This is a genomic window from Rhizobium sp. 21-4511-3d (genome assembly GCF_053522545.1).
Window position 1 is genome coordinate 486,982 of sequence record NZ_JBNWCF010000002.1, and the last position, 20,601, is coordinate 507,582.

A 20,601-nucleotide genomic window follows, 5' to 3' on the forward strand; every position below is an offset into this window, starting at 1 on the left:
GTTTAACAAAGGGTTAGGATCGGCATTTTCCGGCACCCGAGAAAACGTCCGTAAGAAACCGCAAATATAGGCTGAGCGCCTGATTTCTCAGCATAAACCGGCCGCGACGGCGGCGGCTGCCGCCACCGCGCCGAAGGCATGATGATAGAAGAAAATGAAATCGCCAGTTGGCCTGTAAGCCGGGTTCTGTATGGCTCCGGTTTGACCCGGAACGTGGCAGCCATTCCTCTGGGACAGCGTTTGCACGCTGCCTCTCGCAACCCACCCGGATGACTGGCCTGGAAACCAGCCGGAAGGCTTGCGCCAACCGCGTCATCCCTATTCGGTCTTGCTCCCGGTGGGGTTTACCGTGCCGTTTACGTTGCCGCAAACGCGGTGGGCTCTTACCCCACCCTTTCACCCTTACCTGCGCGGACGCAGGCGGTTTGCTTTCTGTGGCACTTTCCCTGAGGTCGCCCTCGCCGGACGTTATCCGGCACCGTGTTTCCGTGGAGCCCGGACTTTCCTCACCCTACCACCTTTCGGCATTGTAAAGCGCGGCTGCCCGGCCAACTGGCAGCGCTCCCTTAGCGGAGCCCGCCGGCAATTGCCACAGCAAATATCGGCGCGGGTTACCGGAAAGCCGGTTTGAAATCCGTCGCATAGCCCTGCGGCGCAATCTCGCCGGTCATGAGCAGCTCGGCGCCCAGCCGCCCGATCTCGTCCGAACTCTTCGCCGACGTGCCGGCGCAACCGGTCAGCACGGCGATACCGGGCGACGCGGTGAAGCCGATCATCGGATGCTTGCTGGCAGTCTTCGACACCACGCAGGATGCCGTCGAGACCGAGAGTGGCTTGAGATCCGGAACCAGACGCCGGGTGATCAGCATCAGGTGATCGCGCGCCCGCGGCCGGCCATCGGTCCGAAACCAGGCCCGGAGCTCGGCATCGGTTTTCAGCTGGTAATCGTCAGGGTCTCCACCGATCTTCAGATAGAGTTTTCCGTCAGGATAACGGATCGGCGGCAGCAGGTAGATGTCGATATCACGGGTTTCGAGAATGAGCGACGGCATACCGGCGAAAGCCGCCCCCTGCTCCTCGCTGACCTCGAACATCACCACCGTCCGCCCATAAACCGACATATCAACAGATTCGGCCAAGAGATTCTCGCTGATGGAGAAACCACCGGCAGCCAGCAGCACCTTTTCCGCCGTGACGGTCCTGCCGCCCGATGTCTCGACCGCAACGATCCCGCCCTCGTCGCGGATCGCCGTCGCATAGTCGCGGATGACAGTGGCACCGCGCTTTCCGGCAATCGCGGACTGCGCCCTCACCAGCCGCCGCGGGCTGATATAGCCGGCATCCTCGCGCTGGAAGACGCCCTCGCAACCCTGCGGCAGCGCGAAATAGGGAAAGGCCTGCTTCAGGGCATCGCCATCGAGCATACGCGTCTCGACATTGAGCGAATCCGCCGCGTCCTTGGTATCGCGGGTATAATCGGAACCGGCGGGAGCAACGACGACGCAGCCTGCCTCGGTGTAGAAATCGATGCCGCTCTCGGCAGCGATCTCTGCATAGCGCGCGATGGAGCGATTGGCGAGCAGCGCCCAGTCCCGGTCGGGATCGACCGTGCGGGTGATGCGGCCTTCGTCATAGTGGCTGGCGAAGACGCCTTGATGGGCCCTGCGATTCGCCGGCTCGTCCGGACCGATGACGGCGACGCCATCCGTCTGCATGGCGAGATATTTTGCGGCAGCCGCGCCCATCATGCCGCGGCCGACGACGATATATTTGAAATCCGCTGCCATGCCTGCCTTCCCTGCCTGCCGGAATAGGATTCCGGAAATCCGGGGATAGGGATAGCCGCCTGCGGGATGGGCGGCAAGGCGGCGAACCGTCATGGCCGCCGGCATCTGCCCGTCTTCAACCCGGCCATGTCTCACCTCGCTTCTGCGACGTCAGACATTGCGGCCGGAAAGTTGAATCATTTTCTGAAGTGCGGGCGGAAAAGGATTCCGCATCAGCCGGTTAGCGGCGCTCTCAGAGAAGCGCCAGAACCTTGCCGCAATAGGCCTTGGAGACCGGGTTCATGCGCTTGGCGGCATGGCCGGCATTGTACTTGAGGATCGTGCCGCAGGTTTCGCCGCCGCCGAGCTCGTGCGCCATGGAGAGATACTTCATGCCGTACTTGATGTTGGTTTCCGGATCGAAGAGACCCTTCTTCTTGCCCATGTAGCCCATCATCCGTGCCGTTGCCGGCTTGATCTGCATCAGGCCGATTTCGCCGGCGCTGCCGCGCGCATTCGGATTGAAGTTGCTTTCGACGCGCACGACGGCCGAGGCGAGTGCCACCGGTACGTCATACTGCTTTGCGTATTTCGCGATGAGAACCGAATACTTGTTGGTCGCAAAGTCAGGCATTGCATAGCCGCTGTCGCGATCGACGGTCTTGAATTGCACCGTCTCAGTCTTGTCAGTCTTATTATCTGCTTCGCCCGCGAAGGCACAGTTATACCCTGCCAGCAGCACGCCAACGCATGCCGCAGCACCAATAATCGCATTTCTCATGTAGTCTTGACACTCCGACCCAAAGAATTGCCGGACTGCGCGCCTCGCCGTCTCACGGTAACACGCAGCCAAGGAATGACTGCATGCCGCAGCAATTCTTATCGTTTCAGTTGACGTCTGGCCGCTACACTTCACAAAGGCCGCGGACGCCGTTCAGCGGCACGGGTTAGACCATCGCAATGAGGAGATAATAGGGAAATGATGTGGCACTGCACAATTCAAGTGTGAATCTGCAAATTCGCCGGTGAAAGTAACGGATCGCAGCTTACGAATAGCGCGGCAGCGCGCCGAGCAGCCGGTGCAGCGTATCGATCGTCGAGAAGTCGGCGATTCCATCCACCCGCTCCGGGCGGAAATGGCGCTGGAAAGCCTCCAGTTCACCGGCCATCTTGTCGGAGAATTCGCCCGTGATTTCCGTGCCGTAACCATAGAGCGACAGCATCGACTGCAAGGCCTTGATCGGCTGCCCGCGGTCACCCCGCTGGAAGAACCGTCCGCCGGTGATCGGCGCCGGTTCGACCCAGTGCCCGACCCCCGCTTCATGCAGTTCTCCCCACGGGAATTTCTCGCCCGGATCGACCTTGCGAACCGGTGCCACATCGGAATGTCCGAGCACTCTTTCGGGCAGGATCGACCAACGTTCGCCACAATCCCGACACAGTTCGATCACTGCCGCAATCTGCTCTTTCGGGAATTCGGGCAACCCGCCCGGATGGCCGGCATTGGCGATTTCGATGCCGATCGACGCGGAATTGACGTCGTCCTGGCCGTGCCAGCTGCTCTTGCCCGCATGCCACGCACGGCGCGCCTCCGGCACCATCTGTACGACCTCGCCATTCTCATGCACGAAATAGTGCGACGAGACCTGGCTTTCCTCGCGACAGAGCCAGTCGAGCGCCGATTCAGGCGTCGACATCCCGGTATAATGGAGAAGAATGATATCTGGCTTCCGCCCCCCTGCCCGCTCGCCATGGTTCGGCGACGGCTTCACGGAGGCCTTGCGGTAGTCTGCCGTAAAGGCGGTCATGCTGCGCGGCGTTCCTTCTCGATCGCCGCATAGGCGTCGTTGAGGGCAGCCATACGCTCGTTGGCGATCGCATGAAACTCTTCCGGCACGCCGCGCGACACCAGCCGGTCCGGATGGTTCTCGCTGACCAGCGCCAGATAGCGGCGGCGGATCGTCGGAAAATCGTCTGCGGAGGAGACGCCGAGAACCTTGTAGGGGTCGCGGCCGATCGAAACGTGGCGGGCGGCGATCTGTTCGAAGCGCTGCTCGCTCATCTTGAAGATCTCGGCGATATGGCGAAGGAAGTTCATTTCCTTCTCATGGATCAGCCCATCGGCCTTGGCGATATGGAAGAGACCGTCGAGAACGTCTTCCAGAACGGGGCAGTTTGCAGCGCAGGTCACGCAGAGCGACGACAGCTTCTCGGCATAAGCCTCGTAACCGGCAACGTCCTGGCGCGCCAGATTGTAGAGACGGGCGACATTCTTCGCCTGATCCTGCGGGAATTCGAAGATGTCGCGGAAGGCCTGAACCTCCTTCTCGCTGACGATACCGTCTGCCTTCGCCATCTTGGCGGAGAGCGCGATGACAGCGACAGAGAAGGCTACCTTGCGGCGGGTCTCGGGATCGCCTTCGAAAACCGTGCGCACGGCCTCGACCACCGCGGAGAGCACATTGCCCGCGGTATTGCCAATGGCGTTGAGCAGTTTTTCCCAGAAGGACATCGAAGTTTCCCGCATCGCAATATCTGCTAACACCTTGACCAAATAATCGTAGCCTTTGCAAGGCAGCGATTAGTCGTAAGGTTGAAAACACTTTTCACAATTCGGTAATTGTTTGCCGATGGGACGCCGCATTTTCCGTCTGCGGCGAGACAGTTTCCACAGCTGTTGGCCGCGCCCGATGACCGCCTGAACCGATTATATCGGCGCTTCCGGCCGGGCTTCGGCATGGGCACCGATTTTTCGTCAATTCTTTACTTTACAGGCCTCTTTCCCTGCCGCATGCATGCATTAGCTAAGCCGGGCGCTGTCGCGCAGGCAATGAGGTCGCCTAGGAGGAAACATGGCCAAACAGAAAGTCGCAATGCTGACCGCCGGAGGCCTCGCTCCCTGTCTGTCTTCAGCCGTCGGCGGCCTCATCGAGCGCTATAGCGACGTCGCTCCCGATATCGAACTGATCGCCTACAAGTCCGGCTACCAGGGCGTCCTGCTCGGCGACAGCATCAAGATCACCAGGGACATGCGCGAAAAGGCGCCGCTACTGCACCGCTATGGCGGCTCGCCGATCGGCAACAGCCGCGTCAAGCTGACGAACGCCGCCGACTGCGTGAAGCGCGGCCTCGTCAAGGAAGGCGAAAACCCGCTGCGCGTCGCAGCCGAGCGTCTCGCCGCTGACGGCGTCACCATCCTGCACACGATCGGCGGCGACGACACCAATACGACGGCGGCCGATCTCGCCGCCTATCTCGCGGCCAACAACTATAACCTGACCGTGGTCGGCCTGCCGAAGACCGTCGACAACGACGTCGTGCCGATCCGCCAGTCGCTCGGCGCCTGGACGGCAGCCGAAGTCGGCGCGCATTTCTTCGACAATGTCAGCAACGAACAGAGCGCCGCGCCGCGCACCCTCGTCATCCACGAAGTCATGGGCCGCCACTGCGGCTGGCTGACGGCAGCGACCGCCCAGGCCTACCTGAAGCGCACGCGCCACAATGAATATGTCGATGGCATGCTGATGAACGCAGGCATGAAGAGCATCGATGCCGTCTACCTGCCGGAGACCGCCTTCGACCTGCAGGCCGAAGCGGCTCGTCTCAAGGAGATCATGGACCGCACCGGCCACGCCACCGTCTTCGTCTCGGAAGGCGCCTGCCTGGACGCCATCGTCGCCGAGCGCGAAGCCGCCGGCGAAACCATCAAGCGCGACGCCTTCGGCCATGTGAAGATCGACACGATCAATGTCGGCGGCTGGTTCCAGAAGCAGTTTGCGAGCCTCCTGAATGCCGAGCGTTCGCTGGTCCAGAAGTCCGGCTATTTCGCCCGTTCGGCTCCCGCCAACGCCGAAGACCTGCGCCTGATCCAGAGCATGACCGACCTTGCCGTCGAGAGCGCTCTCAACAAGGTCTCCGGCGTCACCGGTCACGACGAGGATCAGAACGGCAAGCTGCGCACCATCGAATTCCCCCGCATCAAGGGCGGCAAGGCCTTCGATACATCGGCCAAGTGGTTCGCCGAATTGATGGATCAGATTGGCCAAAAATACCGCGCCGCATGATTGACGCAGGGTTGATATGGTGTCTTTGCTTGTTTCTTAGGGAATAGGAGGAGATTCCATGTCGCTCGAAGCCTGGCTCGCTTTTGCCGCTGCGTCCGCCATCATGCTGGCCATTCCGGGACCGACGATTCTCCTCGTCGTCTCCTATGCGCTCGGCCATGGCCGCAAGACGGCGCTGGCGACCGTATCGGGCGTGGCGCTCGGCGATTTCACCGCCATGACCGCGTCGCTCTTCGGCCTCGGCGCCCTGCTCGCGGCTTCCGCGACATTGTTCACAGTTTTGAAGTGGGTCGGCGGCGCCTATCTGATCTGGCTCGGAATCAAGCTCTGGCGGGCGCCGATCATCCCCGGCCCTGTTGCCGATAACGACAACCTGCCGGAAGAAAAGTCGCTCAAGATCTTTCTCCACGCCTATGTCGTCACCGCGCTGAACCCGAAGAGCATCGTCTTCTTCGTCGCCTTCGTGCCGCAGTTCCTGAACCCGGCAGCCCCCTTCTTCGAACAGATGCTGATCATGGAGTTCACCTTCCTGGTGCTCGCCACGATTAACGCCTCGAGCTATGCCCTGCTCGCTCATGCCGCCCGCGGCCTCATCCGCAAGGCAAGCGTCCAGCGCGCCGTCAACCGCACGGGCGGCACGCTGCTGATCGCGGCCGGCGCCGTCACCGCCGGCTACCGCCGCATCGCGGCCTGAAAGCAATCGCAATTTTCAGCGGGTTGCGACGCCCATACGAATAGGTTAATGGGAAAAATCAGTGCTTAGCTTCTCAGTAACTTTTTAAACGCTGCCAGGGCGGCGCGATTCACGAAAGTGACAGAATGGTAGCGAACGGATTTTCCGGCCTGAAACGCAGTCTGGTCGTTTCGACGATGCTCTGCGGGATCATGACCGGATGCTCGACCGTCGAGTACACCTCCCAAGCCGAATTGAGCGCGGTGCAGACCGTCGTTCCGACGCCGAAGCCGGGTGAAGATGCGATGATGATGGCGGCCGTTCCGGCTGCCGACGGCTCCGCTCCGCAGACCCCAATGGCATTTGCTGCCGCCAATCCGCAGACGACGCCGGCTCTTTCGGCCGAGACCGCCGTGCTGCCGACCGCCGTTTCACCGGCCGATGCCGCCTTCCAGCAGACCGCTTCGGCCGCCATGCCGACCGAGATTCCGCTGACGCCGGAGATGACGGCGATCCAGTCCGTCGTCCCGACCCCGCGTCCGGGCACGCCGGCATCGCCCGCGACCCAGCTCGCTTTCGCAGCGACCACGCCTCAGAACGGCGCGCTTGCAGCGCTTGCCGTCCAGACCAGCGCGCCGCGCTCGATGTCCGATTTCACCTTCGACGAATCCGGTCCGATGGATCCGCCGACGGCACCGCCGATGTTCAGCGACAACGATACCGACGATGCGCCGACTGCAGAGAAGGGCTTCGTCAACAAGCTGATCGAGAAATACGCCAAGCTCTACGAGATGCCGGCGTCCCTGCTTCACCGCGTCGTCCATCGCGAAAGCCGCTATAATCCGCGCGCCTATAACAAGCGCGGCTATTTCGGCCTGATGCAGATCAAGTACAACACGGCGAAATCGATGGGTTACGACGGAGAGCCGTCCGGCCTGCTCGATGCCGAGACCAACATCAAGTATGCCGCAAAATATCTGCGCGGCGCCTGGCTCGTCTCCGACAGCAAGGAAGACGATGCGGTCCGCCTCTATGCGCGCGGCTATTATTACGATGCCAAGCGCAAGGGCATGGACGACGTTGCCCAGGGCAACTACTGAGCCTCACAACGTGAACCGGACGTTCAGGGCGACGACAGCGCCCCGACGATCTGCTTGACGAGCGCCTGCGGCTTGTAGCCGAGCCGGCTCGGTGTCAGGCCTAGGCGCACGACGATGAGGCCGGCCGACGGCACGATCGCCACGCTCTGCCCGTCATGTCCTTCCAGCCAGAACGTATCGGACGGCAGCCCCGCAGCAGCGCTCAGATCGCCGCCTGGTGCCGCAAGCCATGCCTGCCCCTGCGTATATTTTCCGCCTGACGACTGCGTCGGCGTGCGCATCGTCGCAACAAACCCCTCCGGCAGCAGGCGCTGACCGTTCCACACGCCATCCTGGATCAGGAACTGCCCGAAGCGCGCCCAGTCATGCGCGGTGGCATAGAGATAGGAGCTTCCGGCGAAGGTGCCGCGAGCATCGACCTCCAGCACGGCGCTCTGCATGCCGAGCGGCCCGAACAGCGCCTCGCGCGGATAATCGAAGGCTCGCTGCGGATCGCCGAGCCGGTCCATCCAGATGCGCGAGAGAAGGACGGCGGTGCCGCTCGAATAGCGGAAGGTCTGGCCGGGCTTGTCCACCAGCGGCGCATTGACCGGCAGCGTCACCATGTCAGGATCGAGATAGAGCATGCGCGTCACATCGGCGACGGCGCCGTAATCCTCGTTGAAGGCAAGGCCGCTCTCCATGCCGAGCAGATCGGCCAGCGTGATCGCCGAGCGGCCATCGCCGCGCCAGGCGTCAAAGAGATGCGCATCGTCGAAATTCAGCTTGCCCGCCAGCATCACCCGTCCGACCAGCGCGGCATTGACGGTCTTGGTCATCGACCATCCGAGCAGCGGCGTGCGCGCATCGAAACCGTCTCCATAGCGCTCGGCGACGATCTTGCCGTTATGCACCACGACGATCGCCCGCATCGCTGGCCCGGCGAGTGCCGCGTCTGCGAGCAGCGGGGCGAGCTTGGGATTGTTGGACGCGGCGACACGGTCGCCCTCCGGCCACAGTTCCTCGCTCGGCGGCGGCACGGCAAGATCCTCCTCCGGCGCGGCATTGGCGGCCGCCTGATAGTCGCCATCGGGCACGCTGGTGCAGCCGAAAGCGCCGCGATAAAGCGCATGGCCGGGCGCAAACAGGCCGAGGATGCGCGCCGAGACCTTCCCCTCCTCCCGGTTGACCGAAACACGCACGAGCCTCAGCAGCGGATTGCCGGGTGCCTGCACGTCCCCATAGAGCACCGCATCGGGATCGCGCCCCGCCATGAAGACGTTCGAGCAGACGATCTTCGCCGCATAGCCGTCGCCGACCCGCAACAACTCCGGCGGCCGGACATAGAGCCAGATGGCACCGCCGATCACCACGATGACGACGAGCGCCAGCAGCGCCTTCAGGATACGCAGCACAACACGCATGTTTCTTCCTCCACCGGTGGAGAGAAGCAGGAAACGCAATCACAAAAAAGAGCCGAAACGCACAAGCGTCATTTCATCCCACGCTATCGGCGCAGAAAACGATGCCCACAGCCCGCGTCATCAAACTGTAGCAGCGCCGCGTTAAACGCCCTGAACGCTAAAAACGGTGATGGAATCAGATGACCGAATTTGCACCGGATGCCGGCTTCCGCAAGAACCGGAAACTCAAGGATGCTCTTCTCCGCCACAAGGCATTTTCCAAGGAGGGCTTCTCGGAGCGGCTTTTTGGCTTGCTTTTCTCCGGCCTCGTCTATCCGCAGATCTGGGAAGACCCCGATCTCGACATGCAGGCCATGGAGCTGCAGCCGCATCATCGCATCGTCACGATCGGCTCCGGCGGCTGCAATATGCTGGCCTACCTTTCCAAGGCACCGGCCTCGATCGACGTCGTCGATCTGAACCCGCATCACATCGCGCTGAACCGCCTGAAGCTCGCCGCTTTCAAGAACCTGCCGGGTCACGCCGATCTCGTCCGCTTCCTGGCGATGCCGAACGAAGCATCGAACAGCCGCGCTTTCGACCAGCATCTGTCACCGGTTCTCGACGAGGCGACGCGCAGCTACTGGAACGGCCGCAAGTTCGGCCGCCGCCGCGTCACGGTCTTCGACCGCAATATCTATGAAACCGGCCTGCTCGGCCGCTTCATCGGCGCCGCCCACCTGCTCGCCCGCCTGCACGGTGTGGACCTGAAGCAGATGACCAAGACCCAGTCGATCCGCGAACAGCGCCAGTTCTTCGACGACAAGGTCGCCCCGCTGTTCGAAAAGCCGGTCGTGCGCTGGATCACCGGCCGCAAAAGCTCGCTCTTCGGCCTCGGCATCCCGCCGCAGCAATATGACGAGCTGGCCAGCCTCGCCGCCGACAACTCGATCGCGCCGGTGCTGAAGCACCGCCTCGAAAAGCTCGCCTGCCACTTCCCGATGCGCGACAACTACTTCGCCTGGCAGGCCTTCGGCCGCCGCTACGCCGCTGGCGACGAAGGCCCGCTGCCGACCTACCTGAAGCCGGAGCATTACGAGGTGATCCGCGCCAATGTCGATCGCGTCACCGTGCATCATGCCAACTTCACCGAACTGCTCGCCAAGGAACCGGCCGCCTCGCGCGACCGCTATATCCTGCTCGACGCGCAGGACTGGATGACCGACGAGCAGCTGAACAGCCTCTGGGCCGAGATCAGCCGCACCGCCCGCCCCGGCGCCCGCGTCATCTTCCGCACCGCCGCCGAAAAGAGCATCATCGAAGGCCGCCTCTCGCCCGCCATCCGCGAGCAGTGGGATTACTTCGAAGAGAAGTCGCGCGACATGACGGCTCTCGACCGCTCGGCGATCTACGGCGGCTTCCACATCTACGGGAAAAAGGCGTGACCGAGATCCGCACGCTCCCGGATGCCCAATCCGAAGCACATGCCGGCCTGATGGACGGCATGTACCGCTACCAGCGTCACATCTATGATCTGACGCGCAAATATTACCTGCTCGGCCGCGACAAGACGATCCGCAGCCTCGATGTGCCCAAAGCCGGCACGCTGCTCGAAGTCGGCTGCGGCACCGGCCGTAATCTGGCGATCGCCCATCGTCACTTCCCCGACGCCCGCCTCTACGGCCTCGACATCTCCCAGGAGATGCTGATGTCCGCCCGCAAGACCTTCGCCACCAAGGCTGCGGTTCCGGATTTCCGCGTCGCCGACGCCACCGCCTTCACGCCGCGTGAATTCGGCGCCACCGGTTTCGACCGCATCCTGATCTCCTACGCACTGTCGATGATCCCCGATTGGGAGCGCGCCGTCGACGCGTCCATTGCCGCGCTCAATCCGGGCGGCCAGCTGCATATCGTCGATTTCGGTCAGCAGGAGCGTCTTCCCGGCTGGTTCCGCGCCCTGCTCAAGGGCTGGCTGACGAAATTCCACGTCACGCCCCGCGCCAATCTGCGTGAGGTTCTTGAGGCCCAAGCCCATGAAAATGGCGCGGAATTGGCCTTCGAGACGCTCTATGGCGGCTATGCCTGGCGCGCTGTCATTACCGCCAGGCGCGCATAATTCGCTTGAAACTAACCGATTTTTTACGTTGATATGGTGAAAAGAGGATTATTCCTCGGCTGCATTCGTCTTCGAAGGTCATGCTGTGGGGCAAGTAGATCATTCGTTACATGACGGGATATTCATGCGCGGACTTTTGTTTTGCGTTTTGCCGCTGGCTTTGATGCTCGCCGGTTGCAGCTCCACGGGCTACGACTATCTCGAGACAGCCTCGATCAAGAAGCCCCGCTTCCAGGACACCGATCCGCAGGATTTCGGCCCGAAGACCCCGCATCAGAATGATATTCACGGTATCGACATCTCCAAATGGCAGGGCGATATCGACTGGCAGACGGTGAAGTCGTCCGGCGTCGCCTTCGCCTTCATCAAGGCGACCGAGGGCAAGGACCGCGTTGATCCCAAGTTCAACGAATACTGGCAGCGCGCCCGCGCCGTCGGCATTCCGCACGCGCCCTATCACTTCTACTATTTCTGCTCGTCAGCCGACGAACAGGCCGACTGGTTCATCCAGAATGTGCCGAAGGAATCGATGCGCCTGCCGCCCGTCATCGACGTGGAGTGGAACGCGGAATCGAAGACCTGCAAGCTCCGTCCTGATCCGGCCACCGTGCGTGCCGAAATGCAGCGTTTCATGGACCGGCTGGAAGCCTATTACGGCAAGCGCCCGATCATCTACACCTCGGTCGATTTCCACCGCGACAATCTGCAGGGCTATTTCCAGGATTACCATTTCTGGGTGCGCTCGACGGCAAAACACCCCGAAGTAACCTATGCCGACCGCCGCTGGGCCTTCTGGCAATATACCTCGACGGGCGTCATTCCGGGCATCCAGGGTCCGACGGATATCAATGTCTTCGCCGGCAACCAGAAGAACTGGAACAATTGGGTCGCTGCGGTTTCCAAGGATAGAAATTCTTAGTAACGTCCACCGAACTTTCTTGCTTCCGTCACATTCATCTGTGAAAGCGGCGGACATATTTCGGATATAAGGACGAACCCATGCACCGCTCGCTCGCAAGCCGCTCTGCACTTGCTCTTCTGTTTGCCGTCACGTCTGCCACCACCGTCTTCGCCCAGCAGGCCGCCCCTGCCCCGGCGGCACCCGCCGCCCCGCAGACCCCGGCTGTCGCCTGCGACGGTGATCTCACGCAGTTCCTGGCAGGCGTGAAGGCCGATGCGATCGCTGCTGGCGCCACCGCCGAAGCCGCCGACCAGGCGCTCGCCGGTGCCGTGATCGACCCCAAGGTTCTGAGCCGCGACCGCGCCCAGGGCGTCTTCAAGCAGACCTTCCTCGAATTCTCCCAACGCACCGTCAGCCAGGCCCGCCTCGATATCGGCCGCCAGAAGATGAAGCAATATGCCGATGTCTTCGCCAAGGCCGAACAGGATTACGGCGTGCCGGCCGGCGTCATCACCGCCTTCTGGGCGATGGAAACCGACTTCGGCGCCGTCCAGGGCGATTTCAACACTCGCAACGCCCTCGTGACGCTCTCGCATGATTGCCGCCGCCCCGAGCTCTTCCGTCCGCAGCTGATCGCTCTCATCGAGATGGTCCAGCACGGCGACCTCGACCCGGCGACCAACACCGGCGCATGGGCCGGCGAAATCGGCCAGGTGCAGATGCTGCCGCGCGACATCATCGCCTACGGCATGGACGGCGATGGCGACGGCCACGTGCGCCTGAAGCAGAGCGGCCCGGACGCGATCCTGACGGCCGCGAAGTTCATCCAGCATCTCGGCTTCGAGCGCGGCCAGCCCTGGCTGCAGGAAGTCACCGTTCCCGAGAACCTCCCCTGGGAAAAGTCCGGCCTCGGCGGCACCATGAAGGCCGGCGACTGGTTTGCGCTCGGCGTCAAGCCACGTGACGGTAACACCAATTTCGGCGAGCTCGAAGGCGACCTCGTTCTGCCGCAGGGCCGCCTCGGACCGGCTTTCATCGCCTATCCGAACTTCAAGATCTATCTCGAGTGGAACAAGTCGTTCATCTACACGACCTCGGCCGCCTATTTCGCGACCCGTCTCTCCGGCGCCCAGCCCTACCAGAAGGGCACGCCGGAACAGGGCCTGGTCAACGACCAGATGAAGCAGCTGCAGACCAAGCTGCAGTCGCTCGGCCATGACGTCGGCGAGATCGACGGCATCCTGGGATCCGGCACCCGCGTCGCCATCCAGAAGGAACAGCAGCGCCTGGGCATGCCGGCCGACGGCTGGGCGACCCCCGGCCTCCTCGGCGCCCTCTGAGTCGCCCAGACAAACCGTTACGCAGCAATGCCATCGCGTCCGTCCATCAGGCCGGGCGCGATTTTCTTTTTATGGCGCGATTTCAGGGGCTTCGGCAAAAGCCTTCATCCGGACGCAAGCCTTAACGCCGGGATCGCCGACTTTAACGCGCCGTTAAAATGTGTGAAGAAATTTTCGTCTGAATTTTCCAAACGATTTCAATGCCGTGATTGATACGCACAGCAGTTATCCACTGGCTGTTGCTGCGGCGCAACATGGAATTCGCTTTTCACCCGACACATTTCGGACATAGTATGCCCTCGTTAACGCAAAGGAGGCAGACATGGGTATCACACGATCCTTGAATGTCCTGTTGGTCAGTGCAGCGTTCGCGTTCGTCTTGTCTATGCTCTTCATCTGAGCGGCAAACCGGACCCTATGACTGGAATACCGGACTCCTGAGTGAACAGTTCAGCAAACTAAAAAAGCGCATGTCCCGCCTGACATGCGCTTTTTTGTTGCCGTCAAATCTGGTGCCGTGATCAGGCGGCCGCGCCCTCGGCCTTGGTCTCGCCCCGTCGGAAGCCGAGATTGGTGAGAACCGCCGAAACCAGCGGCGAGCGGTTCATCGTATAGAGATGGAATTCGTGCAGCCCGCGGCGCACGAGATCCTCGATCTGTTCGGCCGCGACATCGGCCGCCACCTTGGCGCGCTCTTCCGGCTTGTCGTCGAGGCCGGCGAAACGCTCGTCGAGGAAAGCCGGGATGACGGTGCCGCAGGCGCCGGCAAAGCGCTTCAGCTGCGTCAGGTTGAGGATCGGCATGATGCCGGGCACGATTGGCATCTTCACGCCCGCCGCCCGCACCTTCTCGAGGTATCGCTCGAAATTGTCGTTATCGAAGAAGAACTGCGTCAGCGCCCGGTTGGCGCCGTTATCGGCCTTGCGCTTCAGCATGTCGATATCGGCAGCGACATCCTTGCTCTCGGGATGCTTCTCCGGATAGGCCGAAACCGAGATCTCGAAATCGCCGATCTCGCGAAGACCCGCGACAAGCTCGGAGGCATTGGCATAGCCGCCCGGATGCGGCTGATAGGGCGCACCGGCGCCGCCGGGCGCATCGCCGCGCAGCGCCACGAAGTGCTTGACGCCCGCCTTGCGGAAATTGTCGATGACCTGATGCGTCTCTTCCTTGGTAGCGCCGACGCAGGTGAGATGCGAGGCCGTGGCAAGCGGGGTCTCGTTGAGGAAGCGCGTGACCGCGGTCAGCGTCGGCGCCTTGGTGGTGCCGCCTGCGCCATAGGTCACCGAGACGAAATCCGGGTTCCAGTCCTGCAGCTCGCTGACGGCCTTCCAGAGCTGTCCTTCCATCTCTTCCGACTTCGGCGGGAAGAACTCGAAGGAAATGCCGATATCGCGGCGGCTACCAGTGTTCAAAGTCATAAATCAAACCTCCCCGGCCAATACTGTACCGGCGCTTTCGGATGCCATAAGGCGCCGCGGATCGCGCGCGAGCCAGATCGTGACCGTGAGGCCCTTCTCGCCCGGCTGACCCGGATGAAGATCGACGGCCTGCTCAACATCGAGCCCCGCCTTGCGCAGCCAGTCGGACATCGACTGATGCGAGAAACCGAGACGGACATGGGCATGCTCGTCGCGAAGATATTCAAGCCCGTGCGGGGCCAGATCGATGACCATCAGCCGCCCGCCGGGCGCCAGCATGCGCGCCGCCTCGTTGATGGCGATTTCGGGCTGGTCGAAGAAATGCAGGACCTGGTGGATGGTCACCAGATCGAAATCCTGGCCCTCGAAGGGCAGGTTCAGGATATCGGCATGGCGCACCGACGCCTTGGTGATTCCTGACTTGTCGAGATTGGCGCGGGCGACGCTCAGCATATCGCGGCTGGCATCGACGCCGATCGCCCGCCGGTAAAGCCCCGACAGCAGTTGCAGGATGCGGCCGGTGCCGGTGCCGAGATCGAGCAGCGAATGGATCGGCTGATTGCCGATGAGCTTGATGACGGCGGCATCGACCTCTTCGTCGGCGGCATGCAGGCGGCGCAGCTCGTCCCATTCGGCGGCGTTGCGGCTGAAATAGGCCTGCGCCCGCTCGGCGCGCTGGCGCTTGACCGACGACAACCTTTCGCCATCGCGCAGAATGACAGGATCGTTCTCGGAAGAATGCTGCAGCAGCATGCGCACCAGAGACGCCGCCTTACCCTCCTGCTTCAGCCGGAAATAGGCCCAGGCGCCTTCCTGATAACGATCGATCAGCTCGGCCTCGCCAAGCAGCTTCAGGTGCCGGGAAATGCGGGGCTGCGACTGGCCGAGAATTTCGGTAAGATCGGTCACCGTCAGGTCACCGGCGGCCAGCAGCGCCAGAAGACGCAGACGCGTCGGCTCACCTGCCGCCTTCAAGACGTCAACGAGCGCATCCAATCCAAGCCTGACAGGTTCAGCCATATTCGACCCAATCAACATATAAAGATATCTTTATGTGATTTGAGAAACCGTGGCAAGCGTCAATCGCGGCTATTCACGAAATTTGCTGGCCGGATAGCGACTTGGACGGGTGGCGTGATTGTCGAGGGCTGCGCTTCTCGGGGGCGCGGCTTGAGGCGGCACTCTCCTCCCTCGTCCCCCAAAACAAAAGCCCCGGCACAAAGGCCGGGGCTCGCATCAAACAGGCTCAAAAAACTCAGCGCGTCAGGCGCTTGTAGGCCTGGCTGCCCGGGTTCAGCGCATCGGGGCCGAGGCGGCGGACCTTGTCTTCTTCGTAGTCCTCGAAGTTGCCTTCGAACCATTCGACATGGCCGTCACCTTCGAAGGCGAGGATATGCGTCGCCAGGCGGTCAAGGAACATGCGATCGTGGCTGATGATGATGGCGCAGCCGGCGAAGTTTTCGAGCGCGCTTTCCAGCGCACCGAGCGTTTCCGTATCGAGGTCGTTGGTCGGTTCGTCGAGCAGGAGGACGTTGCCGCCGGCCTTCAGCATCTTGGCGAGATGCACGCGGTTACGCTGACCGCCCGACAGGTTGCCGACCTTCTGCTGCTGGTCGCCGCCCTTGAAGTTGAAGGCGCCGCAATAGGCGCGCGAGTTCATGTCGAACTTGCCGAGCTTGATGACTTCGGCGCCGCCCGAGATTTCTTCCCAGACGGTCTTGTCGGCGTTCAGCGCATCGCGGCTCTGGTCGACATAACCGAGATGCACGGTTTCACCGATGCGGATAGAACCCTCGTCCGGGGTTTCCTGGCCGGTGATCATCTTGAACAACGTCGACTTGCCGGCGCCGTTCGGGCCGATGATGCCGACGATGCCGCCCGGCGGCAGCTTGATCGACAGGTCGTTGATCAGAGTGCGGCCGTCAAAGCCCTTCTTGATGCCTTCGAGCTCGATGACCACCTGGCCGAGACGCTCGGAGACCGGGATGATGATCTGCGCATCGCCGGGACGGATGTTCTCGGCCGCATCGACCAGCTGTTCGTAGGCCTTGATACGGGCCTTCGACTTGGCCTGGCGAGCCTTCGGGCTGGAGGCGATCCATTCCTGTTCGCGCGACAGCGCCTTCTGGCGGCCGGCTTCTTCGCGGGCTTCCTGCTGCATGCGCTTGGCCTTGGCCGTCAGGTAGGCAGAATAGTTGCCTTCGTACGGAATGCCGCGGCCGCGGTCGAGCTCGAGGATCCAGCCGGTGACGTTGTCGAGGAAGTAGCGGTCGTGGGTGATCATCATCACGGCGCCCGGATAATCGCGCAGGTGCTTTTCCAGCCAGGCGATGGTCTCGGCGTCGAGATGGTTGGTCGGTTCGTCAAGCAGCAGCAGATCGGGCTGCGACAGAAGCAGGCGGCAGAGCGCGATACGGCGGCGTTCACCGCCCGAGAGGTTGGTGACCTCGGCATCCTTCGGCGGGCAGCGCAGCGCTTCCATCGCCATCTCGACCTGCTGTTCGAGATCCCAGAGGTTCTGGCTGTCGATGATGTCCTGGAGCTTGGCACCCTCTTCCGCCGTCTCGTCGGAATAGTTCATCATCAGCTCGTTGTAGCGGTCGAGCACGGCCTGCTTGTCGGCAACGCCTTCCATGACGTTTTCGAACGCGGTCTTGCTTGGATCGAGCTTCGGCTCCTGTTCGAGGTAGCCGACGGTCGCACCTTCGGCGAGCCAGGCTTCACCGGTATATTCCTTGTCCTGACCGGCGATGATGCGCAGAACGGTCGACTTACCGGCGCCGTTCGGGCCGAGAATACCGATCTTGGCGTCCGGGTAGAACGACAGGTTGACGTTTTCGAGGATCTTCTTGGCGCCGTAAGACTTGTTAAGTCCCGACATATGATAAATGAACTGACGTGCCATCTGTGAACTGCTCCAGGCGCAAACTTTTAAAACCGTGCCGCTATGTAGGCGAAACGGGCGCGCCGGGCAACGCCGAAACCGGTATTGCTACCGGATTTCGGGCCTCACGATTGCGTCCCTGCCAGATTTAGCGGCGCCTAGAAGCCTGCCGCATCGACGATCCCCTCGTTGCAGCCGAACGACGTCCGCCCTGCACCCTGGATAAGCTTGCCGAGACCGGCGTTCAGATCCGTCACCGCATCCTCCGAGAGGCCGATCGTCAGCTCGCTGATGACGCGCACCCCGCCTGCCCTACGGCAGCTCATCTTGACGCGGTCGCTGGCGCCGGCGCCGAAACTCTTGTCGAACGCCGCCTTGATCTGCTCGGCGGTCACCATCTTGCCGGTATTGGCGGCGAAGAGATCGCGCACCGCCGAGCCGTTGAGATCGCCCATCAGCCGCACCGCCGTTCCGAAATAGGCGTCGGCGGAAAGTTTGGTGCAGGTGCCGTGCTTGGTCCATTCATGGCGTTCGAGCGCCGATTGCGTTCCCGGCATCGCCTTGGCGAGTGCCGCCGCATTCTCGGGCGTCAGCTTGACCTCAGGAAGCGAGCGCCAGTCGCCATCCTTGTCCGCCGCCTGCTGATCTCCGGGAACTCCGCAGTAATTCTGCCGCATCGGCCAGAGGCCGTGCAGCGAAAAATTCGTCGCATCGTAGCGCTCGGGCGTCTGGCTGGCGCATTCGGCTTTCTTCTGGTTGGTCTGGCAAAAGGCCGGCTGCCAGCTGGCGGCGAGAATGAAGCGAGTGCGCCCCTCCTGCGCCATCACCGAACCGGCGGAGAAACCCGACAACGCAAGCATCACGGCAACAACAAGGAACCTGCTCATCTCCACCCTCTGAAAATAGAACAATACACGAACAAATAAGCATGAAGCCCGCCTCGCCGCAACCCTGAATCGCATGAATTTCCCCTGCATATCGTCGCAGCCGTGCTTGCATTTGCCGCGCGATCTGCTCTGGTACCGGCCGGGAGGACCGAATGTTTTCGCAAACACAATGGCTTAAGAGACCGGACGCGACGCTTGCCTTTCACCATGCGGCGGCAGAGGGCACGGCACGCGCCATCCTGATCGTCTGCCACGGCCTTGCCGAACATTCGAAACGATACGCGCGCTTCGCCGCGGCGATGGCCGCTCGCGGCTATCATGTCTTCGCCCACGACCACCGCGGCCACGGCGAAACGACGGCGCCCGATGCGCCGATCGGCCAGTTCGCGAGGCGCAATGGTCTGGCCCGCGTGCAGGAGGATGTCGCCGCCATGCGCGACTACGCCGCCGGCCTCTATCCCGGCCTGCCGGTTATCCTCTTCGGTCATTCGATGGGCGGACTGATCGCGCTCAACACGGCGGTCTCCTACCCCGAAAAATTCAACGCCGTCGCCGTCTGGAATTCCAACTTCGCCGTCGGCGCGGCGGGGCGCGCGGCCCAGGCCATCCTGCTTGCCGAAAAGGCCCTGAAGGGCTCGGATGTGCCGAGCGGCCTCCTGCCGAAGCTGACCTTTGCCGCCTGGGGCAAGGCCATCCCCGGCCACCGCACCGCCTTCGACTGGCTGTCGCACGATCCCAATGAAGTCGATGCATATATCGCCGATCCGCTCTGCGGCTTCGATGCCTCGGTATCGCTGTGGCTCGACATCTTCGAGCTGACCTTCCGGGCGCCGAAGACCGAGCATTTGAACCGGCTGCCGAAATCCCTGCCGATCCATCTTGTCGGCGGCGGGCAGGATCCGGCAACCGAGCACGGGAAAGCCATTGGATGGCTGTCAAACCATTTGAAACGGCATGCCTTCTCCCGTATCACCACTGAAATATATCAGGACGCCCGGCACGAGACCCTGAACGACACCGGCGCCGCGGCGGCCATCTCGGCCTTCGCCGATTGGTGCGATGGCGTGACGGCACGCTCCTGAGAGCCTCGTAGACAAGAATGGTAGGGCAATGAAGACGACAGCATCCTCCGAAGTCACCATGGGCCTGATGCTCATGCTTCTCTCGGTGCTGTTCTCGCCGCTGATCGATATCTTCGCCAAGCTGGCGATCGCCACCGTGCCGTCGGCCGAGATCACCGCGGCGCGCTTCGCCGTCCAGGCGATCTGCATGCTGCCCGTCGTCATCTGGCGCAAGAACCTCGCCGATCTCTCGTGGAGACAGACCTTCTATCACGCGATCCGCGGGATCATCATGACCATCTCGATGATCTCCTTCGTCGCCACGCTGAAATACATGTCGGTCGCCGATGCGATTGCCATCTTCTTCGTCGAGCCGATCATTCTGACGATCCTCAGCAGCATCTTCCTCGGCGAAGCCATCGGCTGGCGGCGCTACACGGCCTGCGGCGTCGGCTTTTTCGGGGCGATCCTGATCATCCAGCCGAGCTTCCAGGAAGTCGGCTTCGTGGCCCTGCTCCCCGTCGTCAGCGCCGTCTGCATCGCCATCTCGGCGATGATGAACCGGGCGCTGGCGCAGCGCGAGGATCCCTGGGTCATGCAGTTCCAGATGGGCCTCTGGGGCCTCTTCTTCTGCTGCATCATTCTCTATATCGGCGAAAGCAGCGGCTCGGATGTGTTCGATCCGGTCATGCCCTCGGCGCTTGCCTTTTTCTTTCTCGCCGGCGTCGGCGTCATGGCGGCGATCGCCGGCATTCTCGGCGTCTATGCCTATCGCGCCGCCCCCGCCTCGACGCTGGCGCCACTGCAATATTTCGAGATCGTCTCGGCGACGATCTTTGCCTGGCTGGTCTTCGGCGATTTCCCGGATGCGCTGAAATGGCTCGGCATCCTGATCATCATCGCCTCCGGCCTCTACATCATCTGGCGCGAGCGGCGCTTTGCATCCAAGCCCGTATCCGATACATCTGAGGCAACACGGGCGCCGTAAAACCGCCCGCGGGAGGAA

The 20,601-nt window shown here is 62.1% G+C and carries 18 protein-coding genes and 1 other RNA gene; 9 read left to right on the top strand and 10 right to left on the bottom strand.

The features are described from left to right. Positions 1–159: 159 nt before the first annotated feature. The 5 genes from rnpB to ACQZ5H_RS08270 form a co-directional block, all read right to left on the bottom strand. Positions 160–556, bottom strand: an RNA gene (gene rnpB, locus ACQZ5H_RS08250) — RNase P RNA component class A. A gap of 55 nt (positions 557–611) precedes the next feature. Beyond that, positions 612–1,787: an NAD(P)/FAD-dependent oxidoreductase gene (locus ACQZ5H_RS08255; RefSeq protein ID WP_449097326.1), complete on the bottom strand. Its 1,176-nt coding sequence runs from the start codon at positions 1,785–1,787 to the stop codon at positions 612–614. 232 nt (positions 1,788–2,019) lie between these two features. Beyond that, a complete protein-coding gene (locus ACQZ5H_RS08260) occupies positions 2,020–2,547 on the bottom strand; it encodes a lytic transglycosylase domain-containing protein (RefSeq protein ID WP_449097292.1) in 528 nt (175 codons plus the stop codon). A gap of 265 nt (positions 2,548–2,812) precedes the next feature. After that, positions 2,813–3,574, bottom strand: coding sequence for an N-acetylmuramoyl-L-alanine amidase (locus ACQZ5H_RS08265; protein WP_449097293.1), 762 nt, complete (start codon positions 3,572–3,574; stop codon positions 2,813–2,815). Continuing rightward, positions 3,571–4,278 carry a J domain-containing protein gene (locus tag ACQZ5H_RS08270; RefSeq protein WP_112715502.1) on the bottom strand — a complete coding sequence of 236 codons (708 nt, stop codon included), beginning with the start codon at positions 4,276–4,278 and terminating at the stop codon, positions 3,571–3,573. Before ACQZ5H_RS08270 ends, ACQZ5H_RS08265 begins: the two co-directional genes overlap by 4 nt. Before the next feature lie 340 nt (positions 4,279–4,618). On the opposite strand from ACQZ5H_RS08270, the gene ACQZ5H_RS08275 reads away from it, so the two are divergent. From ACQZ5H_RS08275 to ACQZ5H_RS08285, 3 genes are all read left to right on the top strand, one after another. Then, positions 4,619–5,830, top strand: a complete 1,212-nt coding sequence (locus ACQZ5H_RS08275) for a pyrophosphate--fructose-6-phosphate 1-phosphotransferase (RefSeq protein WP_449097294.1) — start codon at positions 4,619–4,621, stop codon at positions 5,828–5,830. Between the two features lie 58 nt (positions 5,831–5,888). Beyond that, positions 5,889–6,524: a LysE family translocator gene (locus tag ACQZ5H_RS08280; protein WP_449097295.1), complete on the top strand. Its 636-nt coding sequence runs from the start codon at positions 5,889–5,891 to the stop codon at positions 6,522–6,524. A gap of 125 nt (positions 6,525–6,649) precedes the next feature. Beyond that, a complete protein-coding gene (locus tag ACQZ5H_RS08285; RefSeq protein WP_112715506.1) occupies positions 6,650–7,603 on the top strand; it encodes a lytic transglycosylase domain-containing protein in 954 nt (317 codons plus the stop codon). A gap of 23 nt (positions 7,604–7,626) precedes the next feature. On the opposite strand, the gene ACQZ5H_RS08290 is transcribed toward ACQZ5H_RS08285, so the two are convergent. Beyond that, positions 7,627–9,006 (bottom strand): serine hydrolase domain-containing protein, encoded by a 1,380-nt coding sequence (locus tag ACQZ5H_RS08290; protein WP_449097296.1) that lies wholly within the window; start codon positions 9,004–9,006, stop codon positions 7,627–7,629. 179 nt (positions 9,007–9,185) lie between these two features. On the opposite strand from ACQZ5H_RS08290, the gene ACQZ5H_RS08295 reads away from it, so the two are divergent. The 4 genes from ACQZ5H_RS08295 to ACQZ5H_RS08310 all read left to right on the top strand — a co-directional run bounded on the left by ACQZ5H_RS08295 (position 9,186) and on the right by ACQZ5H_RS08310 (position 13,342). Further along, positions 9,186–10,430, top strand: coding sequence for a DUF3419 family protein (locus ACQZ5H_RS08295; protein WP_449097297.1), 1,245 nt, complete (start codon positions 9,186–9,188; stop codon positions 10,428–10,430). Between the two features lie 50 nt (positions 10,431–10,480). Then, complete coding sequence (locus ACQZ5H_RS08300) at positions 10,481–11,101, top strand: class I SAM-dependent methyltransferase (RefSeq protein ID WP_449097327.1); 621 nt, start codon at positions 10,481–10,483, stop codon at positions 11,099–11,101. Between the two features lie 124 nt (positions 11,102–11,225). Beyond that, positions 11,226–12,020, top strand: a complete 795-nt coding sequence (locus ACQZ5H_RS08305) for a glycoside hydrolase family 25 protein (protein ID WP_449097298.1) — start codon at positions 11,226–11,228, stop codon at positions 12,018–12,020. 80 nt (positions 12,021–12,100) lie between these two features. Continuing rightward, positions 12,101–13,342 carry a lytic murein transglycosylase gene (locus tag ACQZ5H_RS08310; RefSeq protein WP_449097299.1) on the top strand — a complete coding sequence of 414 codons (1,242 nt, stop codon included), beginning with the start codon at positions 12,101–12,103 and terminating at the stop codon, positions 13,340–13,342. A 521-nt stretch (positions 13,343–13,863) separates the two neighbouring features. Here the strand turns inward: ACQZ5H_RS08310 and metF are convergent. From metF to ACQZ5H_RS08330, 4 genes are all read right to left on the bottom strand, one after another. Continuing rightward, positions 13,864–14,763 (bottom strand): methylenetetrahydrofolate reductase [NAD(P)H], encoded by a 900-nt coding sequence (gene metF, locus ACQZ5H_RS08315; protein ID WP_148195148.1) that lies wholly within the window; start codon positions 14,761–14,763, stop codon positions 13,864–13,866. 3 nt (positions 14,764–14,766) lie between these two features. Beyond that, positions 14,767–15,783, bottom strand: a complete 1,017-nt coding sequence (locus tag ACQZ5H_RS08320; RefSeq protein WP_130277978.1) for an ArsR/SmtB family transcription factor — start codon at positions 15,781–15,783, stop codon at positions 14,767–14,769. 235 nt (positions 15,784–16,018) lie between these two features. Then, complete coding sequence (ettA, locus tag ACQZ5H_RS08325; protein WP_112715518.1) at positions 16,019–17,668, bottom strand: energy-dependent translational throttle protein EttA; 1,650 nt, start codon at positions 17,666–17,668, stop codon at positions 16,019–16,021. A 137-nt stretch (positions 17,669–17,805) separates the two neighbouring features. Further along, positions 17,806–18,534 carry a ribonuclease T2 family protein gene (locus tag ACQZ5H_RS08330; RefSeq protein WP_449097300.1) on the bottom strand — a complete coding sequence of 243 codons (729 nt, stop codon included), beginning with the start codon at positions 18,532–18,534 and terminating at the stop codon, positions 17,806–17,808. 152 nt (positions 18,535–18,686) lie between these two features. Here ACQZ5H_RS08330 and ACQZ5H_RS08335 point away from each other — a divergent pair, with 152 nt between their 5' ends. Together ACQZ5H_RS08335 and ACQZ5H_RS08340 are read left to right on the top strand one after the other, a co-directional pair. Further along, positions 18,687–19,616 carry an alpha/beta fold hydrolase gene (locus ACQZ5H_RS08335; protein ID WP_449097301.1) on the top strand — a complete coding sequence of 310 codons (930 nt, stop codon included), beginning with the start codon at positions 18,687–18,689 and terminating at the stop codon, positions 19,614–19,616. Positions 19,617–19,644: 28 nt separating this feature from the next. Then, the gene (locus ACQZ5H_RS08340) at positions 19,645–20,583 is read left to right on the top strand and encodes a DMT family transporter (RefSeq protein ID WP_449097302.1); all 939 of its coding nucleotides are present in this window, start codon (positions 19,645–19,647) and stop codon (positions 20,581–20,583) included. The last annotated feature ends 18 nt before the right edge of the window (positions 20,584–20,601 follow it).

Bases quoted from the DNA above. Each gene is read 5' to 3' on its own strand.
- ACQZ5H_RS08290 (WP_449097296.1), bottom strand. From the start codon at position 9,006: ATGCGTGTTGTGCTGCGTATCCTGAAGGCGCTGCTGGCGCTCGTCGTC.
- ACQZ5H_RS08335 (WP_449097301.1), top strand. From the start codon at position 18,687: ATGTTTTCGCAAACACAATGGCTTAAGAGACCGGACGCGACGCTTGCC.
- ACQZ5H_RS08265 (WP_449097293.1), bottom strand. From the start codon at position 3,574: ATGACCGCCTTTACGGCAGACTACCGCAAGGCCTCCGTGAAGCCGTCG.
- ACQZ5H_RS08330 (WP_449097300.1), bottom strand. From the start codon at position 18,534: ATGAGCAGGTTCCTTGTTGTTGCCGTGATGCTTGCGTTGTCGGGTTTC.
- ACQZ5H_RS08320 (WP_130277978.1), bottom strand. From the start codon at position 15,783: ATGGCTGAACCTGTCAGGCTTGGATTGGATGCGCTCGTTGACGTCTTG.
- metF (WP_148195148.1), bottom strand. From the start codon at position 14,763: ATGACTTTGAACACTGGTAGCCGCCGCGATATCGGCATTTCCTTCGAG.
- ettA (WP_112715518.1), bottom strand. From the start codon at position 17,668: ATGGCACGTCAGTTCATTTATCATATGTCGGGACTTAACAAGTCTTAC.
- ACQZ5H_RS08255 (WP_449097326.1), bottom strand. From the start codon at position 1,787: ATGGCAGCGGATTTCAAATATATCGTCGTCGGCCGCGGCATGATGGGC.
- ACQZ5H_RS08285 (WP_112715506.1), top strand. From the start codon at position 6,650: ATGGTAGCGAACGGATTTTCCGGCCTGAAACGCAGTCTGGTCGTTTCG.
- ACQZ5H_RS08300 (WP_449097327.1), top strand. From the start codon at position 10,481: ATGGACGGCATGTACCGCTACCAGCGTCACATCTATGATCTGACGCGC.
- ACQZ5H_RS08310 (WP_449097299.1), top strand. From the start codon at position 12,101: ATGCACCGCTCGCTCGCAAGCCGCTCTGCACTTGCTCTTCTGTTTGCC.
- ACQZ5H_RS08340 (WP_449097302.1), top strand. From the start codon at position 19,645: ATGAAGACGACAGCATCCTCCGAAGTCACCATGGGCCTGATGCTCATG.
- ACQZ5H_RS08275 (WP_449097294.1), top strand. From the start codon at position 4,619: ATGGCCAAACAGAAAGTCGCAATGCTGACCGCCGGAGGCCTCGCTCCC.
- ACQZ5H_RS08295 (WP_449097297.1), top strand. From the start codon at position 9,186: ATGACCGAATTTGCACCGGATGCCGGCTTCCGCAAGAACCGGAAACTC.
- ACQZ5H_RS08305 (WP_449097298.1), top strand. From the start codon at position 11,226: ATGCGCGGACTTTTGTTTTGCGTTTTGCCGCTGGCTTTGATGCTCGCC.
- ACQZ5H_RS08260 (WP_449097292.1), bottom strand. From the start codon at position 2,547: ATGAGAAATGCGATTATTGGTGCTGCGGCATGCGTTGGCGTGCTGCTG.
- ACQZ5H_RS08280 (WP_449097295.1), top strand. From the start codon at position 5,889: ATGTCGCTCGAAGCCTGGCTCGCTTTTGCCGCTGCGTCCGCCATCATG.
- ACQZ5H_RS08270 (WP_112715502.1), bottom strand. From the start codon at position 4,278: ATGTCCTTCTGGGAAAAACTGCTCAACGCCATTGGCAATACCGCGGGC.